This window comes from Paraburkholderia sp. GAS348 (genome assembly GCF_050434205.1).
Lineage (GTDB): Bacteria > Pseudomonadota > Gammaproteobacteria > Burkholderiales > Burkholderiaceae > Paraburkholderia.
Genome location: NZ_JBNPVT010000041.1, coordinates 1 through 18,990 on the forward strand (window position 1 = coordinate 1; position 18,990 = coordinate 18,990).

16 protein-coding genes and 3 pseudogenes are annotated in these 18,990 nt (G+C 60.1%); 8 read left to right on the forward strand and 11 right to left on the reverse strand.

The window, feature by feature from the left end; all coding sequences use genetic code 11:
* Nucleotides 1–106 precede the first annotated feature (106 nt).
* The 3 genes and pseudogenes from P3T22_RS32155 to P3T22_RS32165 form a co-directional block, all read left to right on the forward strand.
* Nucleotides 107–554 (forward strand): annotated as a pseudogene (locus P3T22_RS32155) (ISKra4-like element ISBte2 family transposase); the annotation flags it as partial.
* 106 nt (nt 555–660) lie between these two features.
* Nucleotides 661–1,152: pseudogene (locus P3T22_RS32160) on the forward strand (branched-chain amino acid ABC transporter substrate-binding protein); the annotation flags it as partial.
* Nucleotides 1,153–1,323: 171 nt separating this feature from the next.
* Entirely contained in the window at nt 1,324–1,914 is a 591-nt protein-coding gene (locus P3T22_RS32165; protein ID WP_429327137.1) for a MarR family winged helix-turn-helix transcriptional regulator, read from the forward strand.
* Between the two features lie 19 nt (nt 1,915–1,933).
* On the opposite strand, the gene P3T22_RS32170 is transcribed toward P3T22_RS32165, so the two are convergent.
* The 5 genes from P3T22_RS32170 to P3T22_RS32190 all read right to left on the reverse strand — a co-directional run bounded on the left by P3T22_RS32170 (nt 1,934) and on the right by P3T22_RS32190 (nt 6,820).
* Complete coding sequence (locus P3T22_RS32170) at nt 1,934–2,797, reverse strand: fumarylacetoacetate hydrolase family protein (protein WP_429327138.1); 864 nt, start codon at nt 2,795–2,797, stop codon at nt 1,934–1,936.
* A 20-nt stretch (nt 2,798–2,817) separates the two neighbouring features.
* Entirely contained in the window at nt 2,818–4,074 is a 1,257-nt protein-coding gene (locus P3T22_RS32175; RefSeq protein ID WP_429327151.1) for an MFS transporter, read from the reverse strand.
* A 79-nt stretch (nt 4,075–4,153) separates the two neighbouring features.
* The gene (locus tag P3T22_RS32180) at nt 4,154–4,651 is read right to left on the reverse strand and encodes a flavin reductase family protein (protein ID WP_429327139.1); all 498 of its coding nucleotides are present in this window, start codon (nt 4,649–4,651) and stop codon (nt 4,154–4,156) included.
* Complete coding sequence (locus tag P3T22_RS32185) at nt 4,648–5,619, reverse strand: VOC family protein (RefSeq protein WP_429327140.1); 972 nt, start codon at nt 5,617–5,619, stop codon at nt 4,648–4,650. Before P3T22_RS32185 ends, P3T22_RS32180 begins: the two co-directional genes overlap by 4 nt.
* Nucleotides 5,576–6,820: an acyl-CoA dehydrogenase family protein gene (locus tag P3T22_RS32190; RefSeq protein WP_429327141.1), complete on the reverse strand. Its 1,245-nt coding sequence runs from the start codon at nt 6,818–6,820 to the stop codon at nt 5,576–5,578. The genes P3T22_RS32185 and P3T22_RS32190 overlap by 44 nt, the downstream gene beginning before the upstream one ends.
* A gap of 112 nt (nt 6,821–6,932) precedes the next feature.
* On the opposite strand from P3T22_RS32190, the gene P3T22_RS32195 reads away from it, so the two are divergent.
* On the forward strand, nt 6,933–7,955 hold the full coding sequence (locus P3T22_RS32195; RefSeq protein WP_429327142.1) for an amidohydrolase family protein: 1,023 nt from the start codon (nt 6,933–6,935) through the stop codon (nt 7,953–7,955).
* Nucleotides 7,956–8,217: 262 nt separating this feature from the next.
* Here P3T22_RS32195 and P3T22_RS32200 read toward each other — a convergent pair whose 3' ends face one another.
* The 5 genes from P3T22_RS32200 to P3T22_RS32220 all read right to left on the reverse strand — a co-directional run bounded on the left by P3T22_RS32200 (nt 8,218) and on the right by P3T22_RS32220 (nt 13,156).
* Nucleotides 8,218–8,853 (reverse strand): malonic semialdehyde reductase, encoded by a 636-nt coding sequence (locus P3T22_RS32200; protein ID WP_429327143.1) that lies wholly within the window; start codon nt 8,851–8,853, stop codon nt 8,218–8,220.
* Between the two features lie 364 nt (nt 8,854–9,217).
* A complete protein-coding gene (locus P3T22_RS32205; RefSeq protein WP_429327152.1) occupies nt 9,218–10,309 on the reverse strand; it encodes a porin in 1,092 nt (363 codons plus the stop codon).
* Nucleotides 10,310–10,595: 286 nt separating this feature from the next.
* On the reverse strand, nt 10,596–11,576 hold the full coding sequence (locus tag P3T22_RS32210; protein ID WP_429327144.1) for a fumarylacetoacetate hydrolase family protein: 981 nt from the start codon (nt 11,574–11,576) through the stop codon (nt 10,596–10,598).
* A gap of 18 nt (nt 11,577–11,594) precedes the next feature.
* Complete coding sequence (locus tag P3T22_RS32215) at nt 11,595–12,068, reverse strand: VOC family protein (RefSeq protein ID WP_429327145.1); 474 nt, start codon at nt 12,066–12,068, stop codon at nt 11,595–11,597.
* A 56-nt stretch (nt 12,069–12,124) separates the two neighbouring features.
* Entirely contained in the window at nt 12,125–13,156 is a 1,032-nt protein-coding gene (locus P3T22_RS32220) for a CDP-6-deoxy-delta-3,4-glucoseen reductase (protein WP_429327146.1), read from the reverse strand.
* 600 nt (nt 13,157–13,756) lie between these two features.
* Here P3T22_RS32220 and P3T22_RS32225 point away from each other — a divergent pair.
* Nucleotides 13,757–14,623 carry an IS5 family transposase gene (locus tag P3T22_RS32225; protein ID WP_429327147.1) on the forward strand — a complete coding sequence of 289 codons (867 nt, stop codon included), beginning with the start codon at nt 13,757–13,759 and terminating at the stop codon, nt 14,621–14,623.
* A 62-nt stretch (nt 14,624–14,685) separates the two neighbouring features.
* Here the strand turns inward: P3T22_RS32225 and P3T22_RS32230 are convergent, their stop codons facing one another.
* Complete coding sequence (locus P3T22_RS32230; protein WP_429327148.1) at nt 14,686–15,972, reverse strand: 3-hydroxyacyl-CoA dehydrogenase NAD-binding domain-containing protein; 1,287 nt, start codon at nt 15,970–15,972, stop codon at nt 14,686–14,688.
* Nucleotides 15,973–16,279: 307 nt separating this feature from the next.
* On the opposite strand from P3T22_RS32230, the gene P3T22_RS32235 reads away from it, so the two are divergent.
* From P3T22_RS32235 to P3T22_RS32245, 3 genes and pseudogenes are all read left to right on the forward strand, one after another.
* Nucleotides 16,280–16,864 (forward strand): TetR/AcrR family transcriptional regulator, encoded by a 585-nt coding sequence (locus tag P3T22_RS32235; RefSeq protein WP_429327149.1) that lies wholly within the window; start codon nt 16,280–16,282, stop codon nt 16,862–16,864.
* A gap of 523 nt (nt 16,865–17,387) precedes the next feature.
* Nucleotides 17,388–18,617 carry a YbfB/YjiJ family MFS transporter gene (locus P3T22_RS32240; RefSeq protein ID WP_429327150.1) on the forward strand — a complete coding sequence of 410 codons (1,230 nt, stop codon included), beginning with the start codon at nt 17,388–17,390 and terminating at the stop codon, nt 18,615–18,617.
* 221 nt (nt 18,618–18,838) lie between these two features.
* A pseudogene (locus P3T22_RS32245) lies at nt 18,839–18,990 on the forward strand (alkene reductase); the annotation flags it as partial.

Here is an 18,990-nt window from a genome sequence, read left to right on the forward strand (position 1 = left end):
CTCAAAGAATTTTTAGCGAAGCGGACGCGGATTTCGCGTCGTGCCTGCGCTCATCCCGGTGCGCCGCTTCCGCTCCGCTAAAAATCCTCTGCCTTAGCAACATTCTTGGTGTAAGAGCAAAGCTCTGAGCCGGATGCAGGAAATCCTGACTATCTGCCGGGTGATCGTGCCACAAACGCCGGGCGTTGCAGAGAGGCTCGCGCAGCTTGATTACCGGACCCGGGAGCTTGTTGCCTATGTCGAGGCGAACGGCGGGTCCACTATCAACTACTGATCGCGACATCGCCTCGGAAAGCCGATTTTGACCGCAACAGCCGAGTCTGCGGTCAATCAGGTGTTGAATCAGCGTATGTGCAAGCGGCAACAAATGCGCTGTTCACCACGGGCAGTCCATCTGCTTGCCCGGGTCCGATGTGCCTTCATCAACGGCGATCTCATGGATCGGCTCACGAGGTACAGAGTGCCTGAGACGCCTTTGTCCAACGAAGCTGTCGAATTCATCGAGCTCTTTGGTCGTGCGTCAGAGTTATAACCCCAAGGCTTTTAACGCTCCCGGCCCAGACGGCCGGCCAGTTCCCGGCGCCTGACGCACGCCACCCTGATGCGCTTCAGTTCGCGCGGCGGGCGCGTCCTAGTCAAAATCCGGAAAGTCTGCACTTGTTGAGCCTGGATTCGCAGGACGACGCTGGCGACCCGCGTACTGCCACCCAGGTGGCGCAGAAGCTGGTTGACGACAAGGTGGTCGGCGTCGTGGGCCACCTCAATTCGGGCACGACGATTCCGGCGTCGAAGATCTAAAGCGACGCAGGTATTGTCGAGATATCACAGGCCGCGACGAATCCCGCCTACACGCAGAAGGGATTCGCTACCGCTTATCGAGTGGTCGCGACCGATGCGCAACAAGGGCCAGCGCTCGCGCAATATGCGGCCCGGAGCCTGAAGGTGTCGACCGTTGCCATTGTCGACGACGCGACCGTGTACGGACAGGGGCTTGCCGACGAGTTCGAAAAGTCGGCCAAGGCGCTGGGTATCAAGGTCGTGTCGCATGACGCGACGAACGACAAGGCGGCCGATTTTCGAGCGATCCTCACCAAGATCAAGGGGGAACGTCCCGACGCAATCATGTACGGTGGGATGGACGCGACCGGCGGCAAGCGCCGGCTCGTCGAGCGTCGCGACATTCACGCGATCGACCGCGCTTACGCGGCAATGCAGCGTTCCCATCTAGCTATATGACATTGCCTTAAATTGAGCGCGACAGCCCCTACAAAACAGTAGCTTAAGCTATCATTCAGATTCGAATCCAAACGACGAGCGCGATTCATGACCACTTCCGATTCCATCACACGTCAGCCGCGCACCCGAGAACGGAGCACGCAGCCGTTGCCTGCGGAACGTCTCGATCACGACCTCGACAATTCGATCGGATATCTGCTCAATCTCGCGGCGAGCATCATCGCGGCACGCTTCAGCGACGACCTCAAGTCCTACGACATCAACCTTCAGGGTTGGCGCGTACTCGCGGCGCTCCGCCACGAAGACCATCAGACCTTGTCCGATCTCGCAAGTCATACTGGGTCGGAGCTATCCTATCTTTCACGCGCGGTGAGCGCCCTCGAGACAAAGGGCTATATCTGCCGCAGCGAGTCCGCCTCCGATCGACGGACCATCCGTCTGTCCTTGACCTCCGAGGGAGCTGCCATAGTCAGCGAACTCGCACCACGCGCCTGGCAAATCGAACGCGCGTCAGTAAAGGGCGTATCGGCCCGCGAACTGGAAATCACGCTCAATACCCTCCGAGCGGTCTACTCCAACCTTGTCGACAACTGCGAAGACGCGCCAGCCGTCAATCGTAAGCTCGCCGTCGCGCGTCGTGTACGCCGACGTGAAGCGGGCGGCAAAGCGCCCGACTAATACTGGCGGGCGCCCTACCTCACACCGGCTCGGCAATGACGCGATTTGTGATTGAACCAATTCCTTCTATTTCGGCCCGCATCACGTCGCCTGCCCTCAAATACACAGGAGGGCTCATCGCGACGCCCACGCCCGACGGTGTGCCCGTCGCCAGCAGATCACCCGGTTCGAGCGTAAAGGCGGTGGACAGGTGAGCGATCTGGTCGTAGATGTCGTGAATCATCGCACCGGTCATATCGTCCTGACGCAGCTCGCCGTTCACCCACATCCGCAAGCGCAAGGCGTGCGGGTCGCCGAGCTCGTCAGGGGTAACGATCCATGGGCCGGTGGGTCCGCAAGTATCGAACGACTTACCAATCGTCATGGTCTGCGTGGCGAGTTGCCAGTCGCGCACCGATACGTCGTTGCACACCATATAACCGGCGATAACCGAGCCCGCTGCTTCGCGGCTCACGTGCCGGCAGCGCCGGCCGATCACCACGCACAGTTCGACTTCGTAATCGAGCTGATCCGATACTGCGGGCAAGTGCACATCCCCGAACGGGCCGTTGATACAGGAAACCTGCTTGTTGAACCAGACCTGGGTGGGCGGGGTCTGCACGCCGACCTTGGCCGCCTCCGCCACGTGCTTCCGATAATTCATGCCGATCGCGAGATACTTGGACGGATTCGGCAGCGGAGCAAGCAGCGTGACCTCCGACAGCGCAACGGCGTGGCCGGCCTGCACGGCACGTGCACGCGCGATTGCTTCCGGACCGGCCTCGAGCAATGCCTTCATGGTGGCCGGCAAAGTCGGATCGTTGCGTGGCAGGTCAATCACAAGGTCGCCCTCCACCTTGCCGATAGAAACGTTTGCGTGGTGCTGGTAAGTAACGAGTTTCATGGATGTCAAAGAGAAGTGGATTATGCCAGGCTCGTACGGGGCGGATCTTCTGATGCGCCGCCGTGTGCAAGCGTCTGGACGGGATACGGATAACTGCGCGGCAGACGCAGCAGCAGCCATCCCGCGCAGGTCAGTACACCCACGAACGCTATCAGTGCGGGGCGGTAGGAACCCGTGGCATCGTAGGCAGCGCCCATCACGAAAGGCCCGAGTCCGGTACCGACGGTGAACACTGCGAACAGATAGCCGTAGATCTGTCCAAACGCGCGCAGGCCGAAATATCGACTCTGTAGATATGCGATGAGATCGACTTCCGCGCCCATGCCAAGGCCGACCAGCACTGCACCGATTGTCGTGAGCGAAACATCGGCACTGCCCAGCAGCGCAATCACACCTATGGCCGGCAGGATCACGAATGCGATCGCGACGTGGGGACCGAAAAACCGGTCGAGCAGATAACCGCACAACAGGCGCCCTGCGATCAACGACGCCCCGATGCCCGAAAACACGGCTACCGCCTGGCTCGCCGGAATGCCGCGGTCAGTCAGCAACGGCACAAGGTGCACGATGGTGCCGTTGACGACGATCGGAATGCACAGGAACACTACCGCAAGCTTCCAGAAATCCGGGCTGCGCACTGCCTCACCCGCGTCGAGCCCTGGCAAGCCGGCGCCGCGCATGCGCGCCTCCGCGATGCGAGGCGCGCCAACTGGATCACGGATGAACAGCCCGACCGCGAGAAACGCGATGACGAGCACGGTCAAGCCGATCGCGACGTACGCGCCTCGCCATCCGAGCCTGTCTAGATACAGCTGCGTGAGCCGGGGCACGAGTGCCGCACCCAGGCCCACGCCCGTCATGGCGATGCCCATTGCGAGGCCGCGCCGCCGATCGAATGCCGCGGCGATTGCCTTGGCATAAGGCAGCGGTGCCTGCCCGCCGCTGACCAGGCCCATCACCGCGAACATGGCCAGAAACGCCGCGGGAATGGCCGGCGCCAGCGACATGGCGGCGATGGCCAGCGCAAAGAGCGCAATGGCAACCAGCGTGACCCGCCTGATTCCGCGCCTATCGATCAGTCTGCCAGCGACGGGCGTGGCAATCGCGGCGAAGATCGATCCCAGCATGACCGCGACGGACATCACGCTGCGATTCCAGCCGAACTCCGCCATGATGGGCTTCATCAGCACCGATGTCGAAAACTGCAGGACGGTGACGTTGCCGACCGTCAGTCCCAGGAGGGAGCCAAACACGATCCACCAGCGGCTTCTGAACATCCGTTGCACGATCATCTCCAATTGTCTTTATTGTCCTCGGGTATCCGCCGACACGGGGCGGCGAATCGGGCGTTCGCCGTCATGCGGTGGCACTCTGCTCGAGGAAGCGGCCGGCATGGAACAGCAGCGGCGATTCGCTGCCGTAGGAGAAGCGCTCGACGTGGCCCAGAATCATGACATGGTCCCCGTAAGGCTCGATGCCCGACGTCCGGCACTCGAAACAGGCCAGCACGTCGCCGAGTACCGGGACGTCGCCGAGCCCCGCCTGCACGCGTTCGCTGAACGGCGCGAACTTGTCTTCCGCGAACCTCGCGAAGTGGGTCGCGAGATCTTGCTGATCGGCGGCCAGGACATGCACGGCGAAATATCCCGATTCCCTGAACACCGGCAGGCTCGGCGACCGGTCATTCAGATACCACGCCACCAGCGGTGGATCGAGCGAAACTGAGCAGAACGAATTGACAGTCAGTGCAGCCTGCCGCCCATCCTCAGTACGCGTGGTGACAATACAGACGCCGGTCGCAAAACGGCCCATTGCGTTGCGGAGTTCGCGACCATCGATAGAAACTGCGCTCATGATTTTTGTCCAGTCAAAGCGGGCGTGGCGTTCGCGCCAGCACCCGTGAAACAGCGCGGATCGCGCACGGAACCCCAGGAATCGAGATTGCTCGGAGACGGCTCCATGCGCCGTGGCTCACGAGGATGCGCTTCAGTAAATGTTTCCATCCCGAAGCTGTACTCCATCGTCAACCCATCGGGGTCAAGGAAATACAGAAAGACGCTGTCGGAAGCGGGATGCCGGCCAGGTCCAAACACCACGTCGGAGTTGGCAGCCTTCAGGCGCGTTAGCGCCCTACCGATGTCGTCAATTTCGGTCACCATGTAATTGACGTGGTGCAGGCTGCGGCGCTCGAAGCGTGCGATACCGATTCCGTGGTGATAGGGATTCGGCCAAACACGCATGAAGGTGACGAATTCGCCGAGCGAGTCAGACTCCCGGAAATTCAGCACGTCGCGCCAGAATTCAATGGCGCGCGCCGCATCAGGGGTGTTGAAGACGACATGCCCGATCCGCTGGATGCGAGCGACCGACGGCTGGAATGGACGCTCCGCGTCTGGCAGTGGGACGTAAAACTCTACCGTTGCGCCGATCAGCGGTTCGAATACACGTACGGCCCGCAACTGCGCCCGTTCCCGACACATCTCCAGCGTCGTTTCCTGCACGTCGAGACCGGCGCGCGTAAGCCGTTCGATCAGCGGCTTGAACTGCGCTTCGTCCTCCAGCATGAAACCGGCGCATCGGAGTCCTGCTTCCGACGCAGCATGCAGCACCACGTTATGGTGATCGTGATCGCAGCGCAACCGGATCTCGCCATCGACACCCGTGTCTACGTACTGGAGCCCCACCACCTCTTCATAGAAGCGGCGCGATTTTTCCAGATGAGTCACGTTAAGTTCCACGCGCCCCAACTTCCGGTATCGGACCATGACACCCTCCCCTTCAGTACTGGCCGCGCGGCGGCAGGCCGAGTCGCATCTGCCCATACATCGTGGACACCGCGTGCCAGTTGACGCTGATGTGGTGCGCAACGGCATTGATATCGCGCCAGGCACGCTGGATGCCGCTGTCCAACTGGATGCCCGTTCCGCCTACGACGTCGTACAGTGCGTTGATGGCGTCAACGCACAGACGCACCGCGTATGCGTGGCCGCGCCGTAGCGTGATGCGTTGCTCCTTGCTCAACTTGACGCCGCCATCCACCCACTCGGTGATCTGTTGCAGGTCACGTTGCAAAATGAGCTGTGCGGCGTCGACCGCGGCTTCGGCTTGCGCCACCGCGGACTGGACATGCCCGAACTGGGCAATCGAAGCGCCGCCGCCCGCAAAGGCTCCGCGTGTGGCGCGTGCGGCGATGCTCTCGACGAATTCATCAATTGCACCGCGCAGCGCCGCCACAGCCGGGTTGGCCAACAGCGGCGGGAAGCCGCTCAGGAAAGGCACCCGGTAAAGCGCCGAATCGTGAACGTCTGCGCCCGGTGCTTCCTGCTCAAGAACCTCCGAAAACGCGACGGTGCGATGCGCAGGAACGAACACTTCCTCTTCGATGAGGATGTCCTTGCTGCCGGTGCCTGCGAGACCCACCGTGAACCACGTGTCGACGATGGTGTATTCACCCTGCGGTACCAGCAGGAAGATCGGCCGGGGGGGCGCCCCTTCGGCCTGTTCGACCATCGCGCCGAGCGACAGCCACTGAGCGTTATCGCTGTTGCTACCGAAGCTCCATCGGCCCTTCAGCCGGAAGCCGCCCTCGGTTGGCGTGGCCTTGCCCGTCGGCGCAATGCAGGAGGCAATCAGCGCGTCCGGCGTCTTGCCCCACACGTCGTCCTGCGCTTGCTCCGGAAACATGCCGACCACCCATGACGCCGCGGCACTCAGTCCGTAACACCAACCGGTTGAGGTGCATCCCTTGCCAATTTCGAACGCAAGACGACGCAACGCCTCCAGGCTCAACTCATATCCGCCAAAACGCCGCGGCTGCACCACCCGGTAGAGACCGGCTTCCCTGAGCAGGTTCGTCACGTCCGACGAAACGCGCCGGTCCTGCTCGGTCTGGCGGGCACGTTTGGCGACCAGCGGCCGCAGTGCTGCAGCTGCATCCAGCAAACGCGCAAACAAGGCATCGTCAGATACCGCATCGCCCAGCGATGCGGCCTGCCGCTCGATAAAGCTCGAAGTCATGGTCATTCCTGTCACCTCCAAATTTATTGCAAAAACAACTAATCTGTGATCGAATTAAAGCTCACAAAAGTTGTTTTTGCAACTGTTTTGCGGTCTGCAAATACCAGGAGTTACCCTTATGAAAACGGCCCGCCAGCCTTCGCAATGCGGATGCATCGACATCCATACTCATGTCGTTCCGCACGACTTCCCCGCTTACGTGGGGCGCTATCCAGACGCACCATGGCCCTCGATGCGCGCAGGCCACGCTTGCCACCGGCACGTGGTCGTCTCATCCAAGGTGTATCGGACGGTTTCGCATCAGGCGTGGGACATTGACGTTCGACGCGCTGACATGGACCGGCTCGATGTCGACCGGCAAGTGCTCTCCCCGATGCCTGAGCTACTGTCGTACTGGCTTGATCCCGCAGATGGCGCAACACTGGCGCGTTATCTGAACGAAACGCTGGCGAATATGGTGGTCCGCGCCCCCAACCGCTTCAGCGCACTCGGTGCCGCGCCGCTGCAGGACATCGACCGCGCGATTCAGGAGCTCGAATTTGCGGTTAGCACACTGGGATTGGCCGGGATTGAGGTCGGCAGCAACGTGGGGGGCGTGCCGATCGGTGATCCACGCTTCTTCCCGTTCTTCGAGGCCGCCGAAGCACTCAACGCGGCGATCTTCGTGCATCCGCTGCGCCCGGCCGGTATGGACCGGCTGGTTGGGCCCCCATCCCTGGAGCAGATCGTCGCGTTCCCCGGCGAGATTGGTCTCGCAGCGACATCGCTGATCACAGGTGGCTTGCTGAAAAAATTCCCCCGCCTGCGCATTGCCCTAAGCCACGGTGGCGGTGCGATCCAGACCGTGCTGCCACGCATGCAGTTTGCCTGGGAGACACTGGACGCACTTCGGGAAGCCATGCCCGTAGCACCGGTCGAAGCGGCGCGGAGACTCTATTACGACGATCTCCTCTACAGCACCACAGCCATCCACGCCCTCATCGAAACTGTCGGCGAGGGTCGCGTAATGATTGGAACCGACTACCCGTTTGCGATCATGGACGCCGATCCGGCCGCGCGCGTCGCTAGCCTCGGCTTGAGTGCCGCGACTCTGGAAGCCTTACGGTGGAAAAACGCGGCCGCATGGCTCGGCCTGAAGTGACGGCTTGCTACACCTCGCGCGACCCAACCTTGGCTAGCGTTTGACATGGGCGCCGGTTGAACGCCATCGCGAGAAGTGGCTACGCGATGGCGACGCGCCCACCCAATCAATGACGGTCTCGTCGCTTCGCGGCGGCGTTGCTTGGGCTTGGCATCGGGCCCGCGGTTATAGTGTTCCCGAGTGGACGTGCCGCGTCGCTTTCGAGCCAAATCTCGGCAAGACGTCGCGCGGCAGTTCGGCTTCGTGCAGCCGATGGACAGACCTATAAAAGCGTACAGGCTTGATCGAATTCGAGGCGCGGCGAGCGCGCAAACAGCTTTGATTTGTCGCCATACCCGAGATTGCAAAGGAAGTTCGACTTAATGTGACCTTCGGGAAAGAATTCTTCGGCGGAATTCGGCTCGCTCTTTCCAGCACCAAAAAATTCCTCGTCGACCTTCGCGTTGTCGAACCCCGACATCGGTCCGCAATCGAGTCCTAACGCACGCGCAGCCAGAATCAGGTAAGCGCCTTGCAAACTGGAGTTGCGTTTCGCCGTAGCGTCGACTAGTTCCGGTGCATTGGCGAAGAGATCACGCATGCCAGGATCGTGCGGCAATAGCTGCGGCAGCTTCTCGTAGAATTTCAGGTCGTGAGCGATGATGGCTGTCACCGGGGCGCTCATCGTCTTGTCCACGTTCCCGGGAGCGAGTGCCGGCAACAGCCTCTCCTTTGCCGCCTTGGTGCGCAAAAAAAGGATCCGTGCGGGATTGCCGTTGGCGCTGGTGGGAGCCCATCTCATCAAGTTGTAAACCTGACGCAAGATTTCGTCCGACACCGGCTCGTCCAGCCACGCCCTGTACGAACGTGCCTCGCGAAACAGAACATCGAGCGCAACATCCTCTATAGCGTTTCTCATACATCCTCCTGAAGCAGAAGGCCGCGGCTGACTCACACGAAGTGCTCGCTCACGCGGCTACGATCAAACATTTCATATCAGCGCGACCCATCCAGACCTCAACCCGTGCATCACCACCTGCGGCGCCGGCGCGCTGGAAAGCTTGCCTGATAATAGATTGGCAGCGTGGGCGTGCACATGTCCTGAATTGCAAAGCAACTTTGCGCGCGGTAGAACGCCGAACATTCAACGCGTCCGCAATGTCTGGGTGCGGACGCAATCATGGCCCTCCTCAGTCACTCGCGTCGGGTTGTAGAATCTACACTTATAAGGATTCCTATTTTAATAAAACACATGCTACCCACCCCTACTCCGTTACGACGCATCAGAACTTCTGCTGCAGACCGACCATGACACCAAGCTGATCCGCGCCAGTTTCAACAGTGCCGCCAGCCGCAACCGCGTTGGCAGCCAGCGCACTGTTGAACATGTACCCGACCGACGTGTACACCGTCGTGCGCTTGGATATCAGGTAGTTCACGCGGCCGATCAGCAATGTCGAATTCGCGTCATTCTTCCCCGCCGGCCCGCGTTGCAGGTAACGCACCCCTTCTGCGTCGAAGTAAAACGAGGGCGTTGCATAGTACGTCGCCCCCGCGAAGAAAATGTCTGTCTGCAAATGGGTCGCGGCTGCCACGTTGTTTCTGACCCAGCCGACACCGATTTTGGTTGGACCCAAAATCACGTAGCCGTCGACGATGTTGTGCGTATCGGTGTACGCGCTGTTGTTCAGCGGCGCCGACGCGCCCGTGCCACCGCGCATCACGTCGTAGGATGCTGCCGCGCCGAAGCTCGCTGAATCATAGGCAAGCAGCGCGGTGTATTGCCGGCACGCAACGAAGTCGCCGGGCACCTGTCCTCCGCAGTTGGTCGCAGCCGGGCCCGCAGGACCGGCTGCGTCACGGCCAAAGCTGTATGTTCCGCCGAGAGTGACGCCGTGGAATTTGCCGAGATAGCCAACCGCGTTGTCGCTGCGCGAGTTCGGCAGATATGGGTCGAAGCTGGCCATCGAATGAATCGAAGGGCCGATCACATCTGCGTTCGTCAGCGCGTACATCGTCATGTTCATTTGCCGGCCGAGCGTGAGTGAGCCGTAGTCGCTGCTTACTCCGACATTCGCCTGACGGCCGAAGAGGCGCCCGCCATAGTTCAGCGAGCCGGTGCCCGGCTGAAAACCGCTCTCCAGGACGAAGAATGTCTTGTAGCCACCGCCGAGGTCCTCGATACCCTTAAAGCCCCAGCGTGACGGTACTTCACCAGTCAAAGTAGGCACCCCAACCTCCGATCCACCGTGGGCTGTTGCGTGGTTGTAGTACGACAGCCCTGTATCGACGATTCCATATAGCGTGACACTGCTTTGGGCATATGTGACCCCTGACACCGCGACGAGCAACGCCGCGCTCCATTTGATTTTCATGACGGTCAAATCTCCATTTTTGTGGCGCAATGCATGGTTTTTTAAAAGACGGGGGGAACGCTGATCAATAAGCCAATTGAAATTATTAGGATGACTTATCTTATAAATCTCAAGCGGATACGATAATCCGATCTGAACCCGTGTCATTGCGATCGACCGCCCCACGCCCGTTCGCATCTCTATGTTGCTGTTGCACGGCGCGTGGACGTGCATCGATAGCGACAGTTCGCGGCAATCGCCCAGGCCGTGCCTCAGGGCGCGGCGTTTAGTGCAAACAGTCTCTCCCTCAGCTATCCGCTCTTGTCGCGTCGTGGGTCATGAACGTGCTCTTGAGCGTGCCAATGCCTTCGACCCAGACCTCCATCTCATCGCCGGGCTCGATGAACTGGTTGTGCGGCATACCGACGCCCGCCGGCGTGCCCGACAGGATCACGTCGCCCGGGTACAGCGTGACGCGACTGCTCAGGAAGGCGAGTTGTTCGGCAACGCTGAAGATCATCTCGGCGGTACTTGAATCCTGACGCAGTTCGCCGTTACGCCAAAGACGGATTCCAAGTGACTGAACATCCGGAATGTCTTCTGCTGGCGTGATCCAGGGTCCAAGCGGACAACTTCCCTCCCAACACTTCTGGGAGATCCAGTCGAAGTGGAACGGTGAATGCACGCCAATGTAATCGCGTACGAATACATCTCGGAGGGAGAGATCGTTGGCCACGGTGTATCCGGCGACATACGACAGCGCGTCCTCGACTGCGACGTTGCGTGCCGGACGTCCAATTATCACCGCGAGCTCCGCTTCCCAATCGACGCAGCGGCTGTAAGGCGGCAACGTCACGGGTTCCCCGGTACCCACCACCACCGAGCATGACGGAGCCTTGATAAAATGCCACGGTGCTCCAGAAACCGTGTGCGGATCGGGCGACGGTGGCATATTGAACGCGCGGTCCATCTCCGCGACGTGATCATAGTAATTCGCGCCCGCGCCGTAGATGGTTCCAGGTAGCAGCGGCGCCAGCAGCTTTACCGCATCGAGCGCGAAGCCCGGCAGCGATGTCGTCGATGCGCTAATGCGAGCGGCTGCCTCGCGCAATTGCGGACCGAATTTGTCCCACCGGCCGATAAGTTCAGTGGCCGTCAGGTCATGCATGTCAAGCTGCAGCAACTCGCCAAGCTGCGGACCATACGGATAAACACGCTCGCCAATCAGCAGGCCGGCACGCGCTCGCCCTTCGTCGTTGAAACTCAGCAGATGGTAACGGTCGTTCATGTTGAATTGTCCTGCCGCTTAGAAGCGATCGCCGAAATCGAAGACGTCCTCGTCCTGGAACCCTTCGTAATACTGAAATTCCCACCAGTTGTAGTCGAGGTCCTGAAGATAGAACGAGTACACGCCATGTTGCAGCGTCACTTCGGTAATCTGACGAATCTTGTACTGATCCTTGTACTCGTGTGCCGAACGATGAGCAGCGTCGACTTCTTCACGAGTGCGCACATCGAGTCCCCAGTGGGTCAGGAACGAGACGTCGTGAATCTTGTCGCCCACTTCGACACAGAACACATGGAACTTCAAACCCAGCCGGAACGCGAACGCGGGGGCCGCATGGCGCACGGTTTCAAGACCAAGGAACTCCTCGTAGAAGCGCCGCGTTTCGGCAATGTCGCGGCACTCCAGCGTGCCGTGTCCGAGCACGTAGGGCCGATTGATCGCGCCGCTGTTTTTCAGCGGTACAACTGCCTCGCTAGGGATTTCAAGCGTCATAAGATGCCTCCATTGTGTTATGTACGGCGGGGGTATCGATCGTCGATTGCGTGGCCTTACGCTGCGGTCTCGGCCTGCGTCAGGAACGCATCGGCGTGGAAGGCCGCTGCTGGAAGACCGCACGTGCTCGTGAAGTCTTCCCGTGCTGCGTTGACCATCGCCGGCGCGCCGCACGCATAAACCTCATATCCAGAAAGGTCCGGAAAATCGTCGACCACCGCCTGGTGAACCCAACCCGTGCGCCCGGTCCAGTCGCAATCCATTCCCGGTTCGGACAGCACCGGCACGAAATGGACGTTCGGATGATCCTCCGCCCATTTGTGCGGCAGATCGGCCAGATACAGGTCGCGCCGCCGGCGGCCACCCCAGTAGATGTGGAATTCACGAGCGCTCCCGCGTTGCAGCGCATACTCGACGATGGCTTTTACAGGCGCGAAGCCGGTTCCGCCTGCGAGCAGAATGGCGGGCTTGTCGGATGATTCGCGAAGGAAGAACGAACCGAACGGGCCTTCGAAGCGAAGCATCTCCCGCGGGGCAAGCTCCGAGAATACGTGCTCGGTGAAGCGGCCGCCCGGGTGATGGCGAATATGCAACTCGATATGCGTCAGCGACACCGGATCGGGCGGCACAGCGATCGAGTAGCTGCGGCGTACGCCGTCCGGCAACAGGACGTCTATGTACTGACCCGCGCGGAAGAAGAAGTTCTCGTTCAGCGGAAGTCGCAACCGCAGAACGGCAACATCTGGCGCGGGTCTCGCGATGTCAGTCACCCGGCAGGGGTAGGTCGAAGCCTTGACGGCATCGAGGCCGGTTAACTCCTCCACCTCGATGGTCAAATCGGAAAGCGGCTTCGCCGAGCATAGCAATGCGTAGCCGTCCTCTCGCTCCTTGGGTGGCAGGGCTCGTTCGAGCACGTGACCATGCTCGACGCGCCCCTCCACGACGCGCCCCTTGCACGCGCTACAAGCGCCCGAGCGGCAGCTATAAGGAACGAAAAGACCGGCCTTCATGGCTGCCGCCAATACCGTTTCGCCCTCTTCGACGACATAGCGATTTCCGCTTGGCGTCAGTAGTATTTCAAAACTCACTCTCGCGTCTCCATTCTTGAGTCCAGCCTCCACCGGGCTGCTCTGCACGTTCCGAACCCACCGCTGGCGTAGCGCCACCGGGTCGTCGGTCAGAACATTTGCCCTATCCCGTCATCGCCGAAATTATTGCAAAAGCAACCACCCAGTGATCGAATTAAAACTCACTAAAGTTGTTTTTGCAACTATTTTGCGGTTTGCAAATACCAGGAATTACCCTAATGGAAACGGCCCGCCAGCGTTCGCAATGCGAATGCGTTCGGAGACGAGATTTCACATGTATGTGTTCCCCTAAATGACTATGAGAAACCTCGCACTCGCCGTTGCAAGCTCTACGATTTCTTCATCTGCCGTCCATGTTCGTTGCAGCCAGTTGACTCCAGGATAGTGATAACCGGCATACGTCAGGGCCTTCACGCCCTCCGGTCGATGGACGTCTAACAGAATTGACTGCCTAACCACACAGGAGTGAAAAATGGACCACAAACTTTCAACTGGTTGCGGGTTTTTTCCGGATGGTGGAATCGGCTGAAAGGCCCGCCGGGATTGGGTTCGATCAGCCTGGCACGAATCGGCTAGAATCCCGATGTTTTGAAGCTCGAAATGGCCCAAAGCCCGTCGTGGCAAGAGATTCCAACGAGATTGAGCGTCCAGGAGTTCGAGCAATTTGTCTGGCCGCATCTGAGCAAGGGCCGTCGCGGCCCGGCGCGCAAGCTCAGCGCACTTGCGATCTTCAACTACATCTTGCGGCTGCTTTACCTCGGCTGTCAGTGGAAGGAATTGCCCATCGACAAGGATCGGCATGGGCGCCCTGAAATTCACTACACTCGCATCTATCGCGCCTTCCGGCGCTGGGGAGCAGATGGCTGTTTTGATGCCCTTTTCGAGGGCTCGGTGTTCAAACTTCATCAGGACAATCGTCTGGACACGAGCGTTATTCACGGCGATGGCACCACGAGCGCAGCCAAGAAGGGCGGCGACAACCTCGGCTTCAGCGGGCACAAGAAGGTCAAGGGCTGCAAGGTCGTTGCCCTGTGCGACCGCAATTGCAACGTGATCGCGCCGTTCGTGTCGGCCCCGGGCAATCGCAATGAATCGCCGCTGTTGCGCGAAGCGCTGCCGCAACTCACGCGCATCGCCCGGGCCGTGGGGCTCGATCTGCGGGGAAGCGTCGTGAGTCTGGACGGCGTTTACGATTGCCGGCGCAACCGCAAAGCCATTTTCAATCGCGGTATGATCCCCAACATCAACCCCAATTCACGCGGACGTAAGACGCCGAAACGAGGCCGTAAGGCGCGGTTCAATCCCGCTATTTTCAAAGAGCGGTTCAGGACCATCGAGCGGGTGTTCGCCTGGGAAGACAAGTTCCGTCGCCTGCTGATGCGCTTCGAGCGACTGAGTCAGTTGCACTACGCGCTCAAAACCCTCGCCTACACGATGATCAATCTTCGGCACTACTGCCGAAGCTGATCTCGCCACCGAGACCTTTGTTTCATCGTCGGCGTATCGCGCCGTGATCCCGTTTGTCCACGCTATGCCGAAACCTTCGTGCAACGGCGCACATCATCACATCGCACGCGTCGCCGCAGCCATTTCTTCCCATCCCAAGTGCTCGTCCAACCGCGCTGCGTCGAGTCTGATCGAAACCCGCAACCATTTGAGCGTAAGGCGGCCGCCGCATTGACTGCTGTCGCGCCAATCGGCTGCTGGACTTCATGGGCGATCGAGGCCGTGAGCTGCCCCATCGTCGCGGCGCGGTTGGCGTGCGCAAGCTCCATCTGCATCTCGCGGTAGCGTCGCTCGCTCTCGCGCGCTTCGGCTTCGATGCCGCCGCGCGTATTCAGATCGACAGTCTCGAATGGGCCAATGACACTCCAGCGCCGCCCTAATCCCAGCCTGACGATTTCGTCGATATCCGCGACGGCCGCCACCCCGTCGCGTACCAGACAATACGCTTCGCGCAACAAGGCGCCTTGCAGGCGATTGAACACGAACCCCTCAACCTCGCGACCGACGAGAACTGGCTTGAGAGCAGCACGCGCGTATAGATCGATGGCACGATCCACGAACTTCTTCGCGGTATAGTTAGACGGAACAACCTCAATCACAGGCAAAAGGAACGGCGGATTGGCAGGATGACCGACGAGCATTCGAATCTTCGCATCGCAAAGCTCGGCGATATCACTAGGTTTGAGTGCCGATGTCGAACTCGCCAGGACGGCGTCTTTGCGCGTGATGGCCGATAATTGCGCGAACAACTCGCGCTTCATGCCGAGTTGTTCGGGGATGCACTCCTGAATCAGCCCTGCGTCAGACACCGCGTCATCGAGTTCTAGATGCCAGCTCACTCGCGCGAGAACCTTTTCGACGGCCGCTCCTCCGACACCGGCATTGAACAGCATCTCGAGGTTTGCGTCGAATTCGCTGCGCGCCCTGTCGAGCGCCTCGCGATACACGTCCCACACTTTTACCCGGAAAGCCGCGACTTCAGGTATCCAGATCGAGCTCAATGGTGCACGCGTGCGAGTGAGCGGGAAGGTAAACCAGGGCAAGTGATTGGGCCGCGCACTCCTGTCACCTTCCGTTGACGAATGCTGGGACGCCCAGACCATGAGCCGAAATAAGCATGGCACTGCTAACTCGGTATGCCGAACTTGGTGAATACTCCCGTGGACACCGGTCTGGTACCGATGGTTTTCCGGGGCTCTACATGAGCCAAAGGCGAACGCCAGAGTACCGGCCCTCGCCTTGATCCCGATGGATGACTGGTGCAGACCAGCGCTGCAACCAGATGATAAAAAAATCGGATGCGCACTCATGCGCTTCAACGTGAAGACGTGGCTGAAATTGCTTCAGACAAGCCGGGACAGGCCTGAGAGGTGGGTGTTTGTCTCTTGACCTTGGTCTTTCAATGGATGACAAATTTATTTCGTGTGGCTCAAACCGTTGCCCAGTAAGGCTTTGCTTTTGTTGGGTTGGCACATGGTCGAGAGGTGACACTTTTGCTGACGCAACATTGACAGATGTAATACGGTCTACGCGTCCGAACGCAGCCACCACGCTTTGCGAATTTTAGCCAATAGTGTCAAAATACACCTGATAGATAAACCGTGATTGAGGCGCACCATGGCTGGAGTCCGTCAGTTTGATGAAGAGCACGCCTTTGCGCAGGCGCTGGATGTCTTCTGGCGCAAGGGCTTTCGCGCCACCTCGATGCTGGATCTGGCAGAAGCCACCGGCGTGCAGCGCGGGTCCCTATACAACGCGTACGGCGACAAGGAAGAAATCTTCATGCGCGTGTTTGAGCGGTACACCGTCGAATTCCTCGCCGGTGCTCGCCACGCGCTGGACAAGCCTGACGCGCGCGACGCGTTGACGGCGTTTTTCACGTTCGCCATCCGCTCGATTGCACAGGGTTCGCCGGCGCGGGGCTGTCTGTCCACCAAAACGGCGATCGAAGTCGACCCCGAATCGCCTCGCTTGCGCGACGCCCTGCAAAAGATGCTAGATGAGCTGGAAGCGATCGTCCTCAGTGCGCTCGCTACGCCAGAGGCTAAAAAGAGACTCGCGATTCCGGCGCCGCAGGCCGCCCGGCTCATCGTCACCATGACACGCGGCATTGCCGTCATGGAGCGTGTCTACGCCGATCCGAAGAGTCTTAGACAGACCGCAGCGGGGCTCGTCGACGCATTGGTGCCGCAACGCTCGTAAAGCGCTGTCGTCCCGGGTCGAGCGGTGCTCCGCCAGCACCGCTCGATTGACGCCCACCCTGCCGGTTCCTGCGTGGCTTGAAGAGCCAGCCAACCCAATCACTTCTGATGTGCGGCCACGCGTAGTCACTCATCCCGCCCCCACGCCACTGATTGAGCCAAGAAATCCGACGAAACTGCTTCGTCGTCAGCAACTGCCGGTCCCCTCTGTCCTCTTCTCCCCCACCATTGGTCGCCGCCCGTTTCGGATTGCCTCGCGCGCCCCAACGAATTCGCGTGCCCGCACCGGAGGATTGGCGTACGCGGCGCCCACCGAGTGGCGCTCTTCCGGTCCGGCGACGGACTGTGGCGACCACGATCCTTGTCATTCCACCGACACACGGTGTTCAAATTTTATTCTTGTCACTAGTGTCAAATTTTATTATCATGCAAACATTGACATAAATGTCAAACATGGCGACGCCGAAAAAACTGGCGTCGTCGTCAATTGCTGCGTCGCTGCAACTTATTGTGCGGAGTCCACCATGTCGAATTCCATGAGCCGTGCGGTAACGGGCCGCCCAGCCGTGGTCTGGCCGCATATCTTTGCGGGCTTCTGCGCGAGCCTGATCAGCATCGGCCTCGCGCGTTTTGCCTATACCCCGCTACTTCCGGTCCTCATCCAGGCCCACTGGTTTTCCGCGTCGGACGTCGTGTACCTCGGTGCGGCGAACTTGGCGGGTTACCTGGTCGGTGCATTGCTGGGTCGGCCGCTCGCCGCCCGCGTCAGCAACGTCACGACGCTGCGCGCGATGAAAGTGCTGGTTACCCTGGCATTTCTCGCCTGCGCGTTCCCGGTCTCCACGAACTGGTTTTTCGTCTGGCGGTTGTTGTCTGGCGTAGCTGGCGGCGCAATCATGGTGCTGGTTGCGGCGACGGTTCTTCCGCATGTGCCCGGCGACCGCAAGGGTCTCGCAAGCGGCGCAGTGTTTCTCGGGCTCGGTCTTGGCATCGCGGCGTCGGGCACGGTCGTGCCGCTGCTGCTGAGGTTCGGTCTGCGCGAAACGTGGATCGGGCTTGCAGCACTGTCCGCCATCCTGACGGCCGCCAGTTGGTACGGCTGGCCCAGGCAGACTGCACCTGTCGCACAGCAGGCCGCGACGACACCGTCGAGCGCTTCGAACGCGCCTATCAACATCCTTTATGTGCAATATGCACTCATGGCTGCAGGTCTGGTTCCGGCCATGGTGTTTCTGGTCGACTTCGTGGCGCGCGGACTGGGTGCGGGTGCCTCTCTGGGTTCGCTGTTCTGGATTCTTTACGGCGTGGGCGCGATCTTCGGGCCACCGCTCTATGGCGTGTGCGCGGACCGGTTGGGTGCGCGTTCGGCGCTGCGCCTGTTGTTGTCGGCTCAGGCGATTACCGTGGCCGCGCTTGCCGGGGCGAGCAACCACCTGCTGATCGGTGCGCTGACCGTCATCATCGGCAGTTTTCCGCCGGGCATCGTGCCGCTGGTGCTGGCAAGAGTGCGTGAAACGGTTCCGGGCAGCGCAGCCCGACAGAACGTCATCTGGAGTCGCGCCACCACCGTGTTCGCCGCCTCTCAGGCGCTCTCCGGATACGCGTATTCAGCCATTTACAACGGTTCGGGCGGCAACCACCGGCTGCTGTTTGTGATGGGCGCCGTCGCAACCGCACTCGCCGTTCTGGTGGACATTTGCATTCCTCTGCTGTTACGCAAACAGGCCAATGCCGGTAGCGTGAACACGCCCTAGGGAAATTGAAGCAAGAGTCCAGCGACGCTCGCTTCGATACGTCCCTACAGTTCGCCGTTCGCCGTCAGGTCTTTGGCGCGTTCTACCCTTGTCGGGATTGCATCCGGTCGCTGAGTTCCCTATTCCGTTCCGGAATTGTAACTATCGCTCTGTGGCCTCTACTGCCGGGTGGCGTTGGTCGCCAACATACCACCACCGAATACTCCTTTGAGGATAACGTCATGAGCAAGCTTTTCAGTCGTACCAAAGTTGGACATTTCGAACTGCAACACCGTGTTGTGCTCGCGCCGCTCACGAGAATGCGAACTGCGCCGGGCAACGTCCCGGGTGATCTCATGGTCGAGTACTACACGCAACGTGCGACGGACGGCGG

Coding starts and splice junctions, on each gene's coding strand:
- P3T22_RS32185 (WP_429327140.1), bottom strand. CDS start 5,619: ATGGGCAGATGCGACTCGGCCTGCCGCCGCGCGGCCAGTACTGAAGGG.
- P3T22_RS32225 (WP_429327147.1), top strand. CDS start 13,757: ATGGCCCAAAGCCCGTCGTGGCAAGAGATTCCAACGAGATTGAGCGTC.
- P3T22_RS32170 (WP_429327138.1), bottom strand. CDS start 2,797: ATGAAACTCGTTACTTACCAGCACCACGCAAACGTTTCTATCGGCAAG.
- P3T22_RS32205 (WP_429327152.1), bottom strand. CDS start 10,309: ATGAAAATCAAATGGAGCGCGGCGTTGCTCGTCGCGGTGTCAGGGGTC.
- P3T22_RS32200 (WP_429327143.1), bottom strand. CDS start 8,853: ATGAGAAACGCTATAGAGGATGTTGCGCTCGATGTTCTGTTTCGCGAG.
- P3T22_RS32235 (WP_429327149.1), top strand. CDS start 16,280: ATGGCTGGAGTCCGTCAGTTTGATGAAGAGCACGCCTTTGCGCAGGCG.
- P3T22_RS32190 (WP_429327141.1), bottom strand. CDS start 6,820: ATGACCATGACTTCGAGCTTTATCGAGCGGCAGGCCGCATCGCTGGGC.
- P3T22_RS32180 (WP_429327139.1), bottom strand. CDS start 4,651: ATGAGCGCAGTTTCTATCGATGGTCGCGAACTCCGCAACGCAATGGGC.
- P3T22_RS32175 (WP_429327151.1), bottom strand. CDS start 4,074: ATGTTCAGAAGCCGCTGGTGGATCGTGTTTGGCTCCCTCCTGGGACTG.
- P3T22_RS32210 (WP_429327144.1), bottom strand. CDS start 11,576: ATGAACGACCGTTACCATCTGCTGAGTTTCAACGACGAAGGGCGAGCG.
- P3T22_RS32215 (WP_429327145.1), bottom strand. CDS start 12,068: ATGACGCTTGAAATCCCTAGCGAGGCAGTTGTACCGCTGAAAAACAGC.
- P3T22_RS32195 (WP_429327142.1), top strand. CDS start 6,933: ATGAAAACGGCCCGCCAGCCTTCGCAATGCGGATGCATCGACATCCAT.
- P3T22_RS32240 (WP_429327150.1), top strand. CDS start 17,388: ATGTCGAATTCCATGAGCCGTGCGGTAACGGGCCGCCCAGCCGTGGTC.
- P3T22_RS32230 (WP_429327148.1), bottom strand. CDS start 15,972: ATGAGTGCGCATCCGATTTTTTTATCATCTGGTTGCAGCGCTGGTCTG.
- P3T22_RS32165 (WP_429327137.1), top strand. CDS start 1,324: ATGACCACTTCCGATTCCATCACACGTCAGCCGCGCACCCGAGAACGG.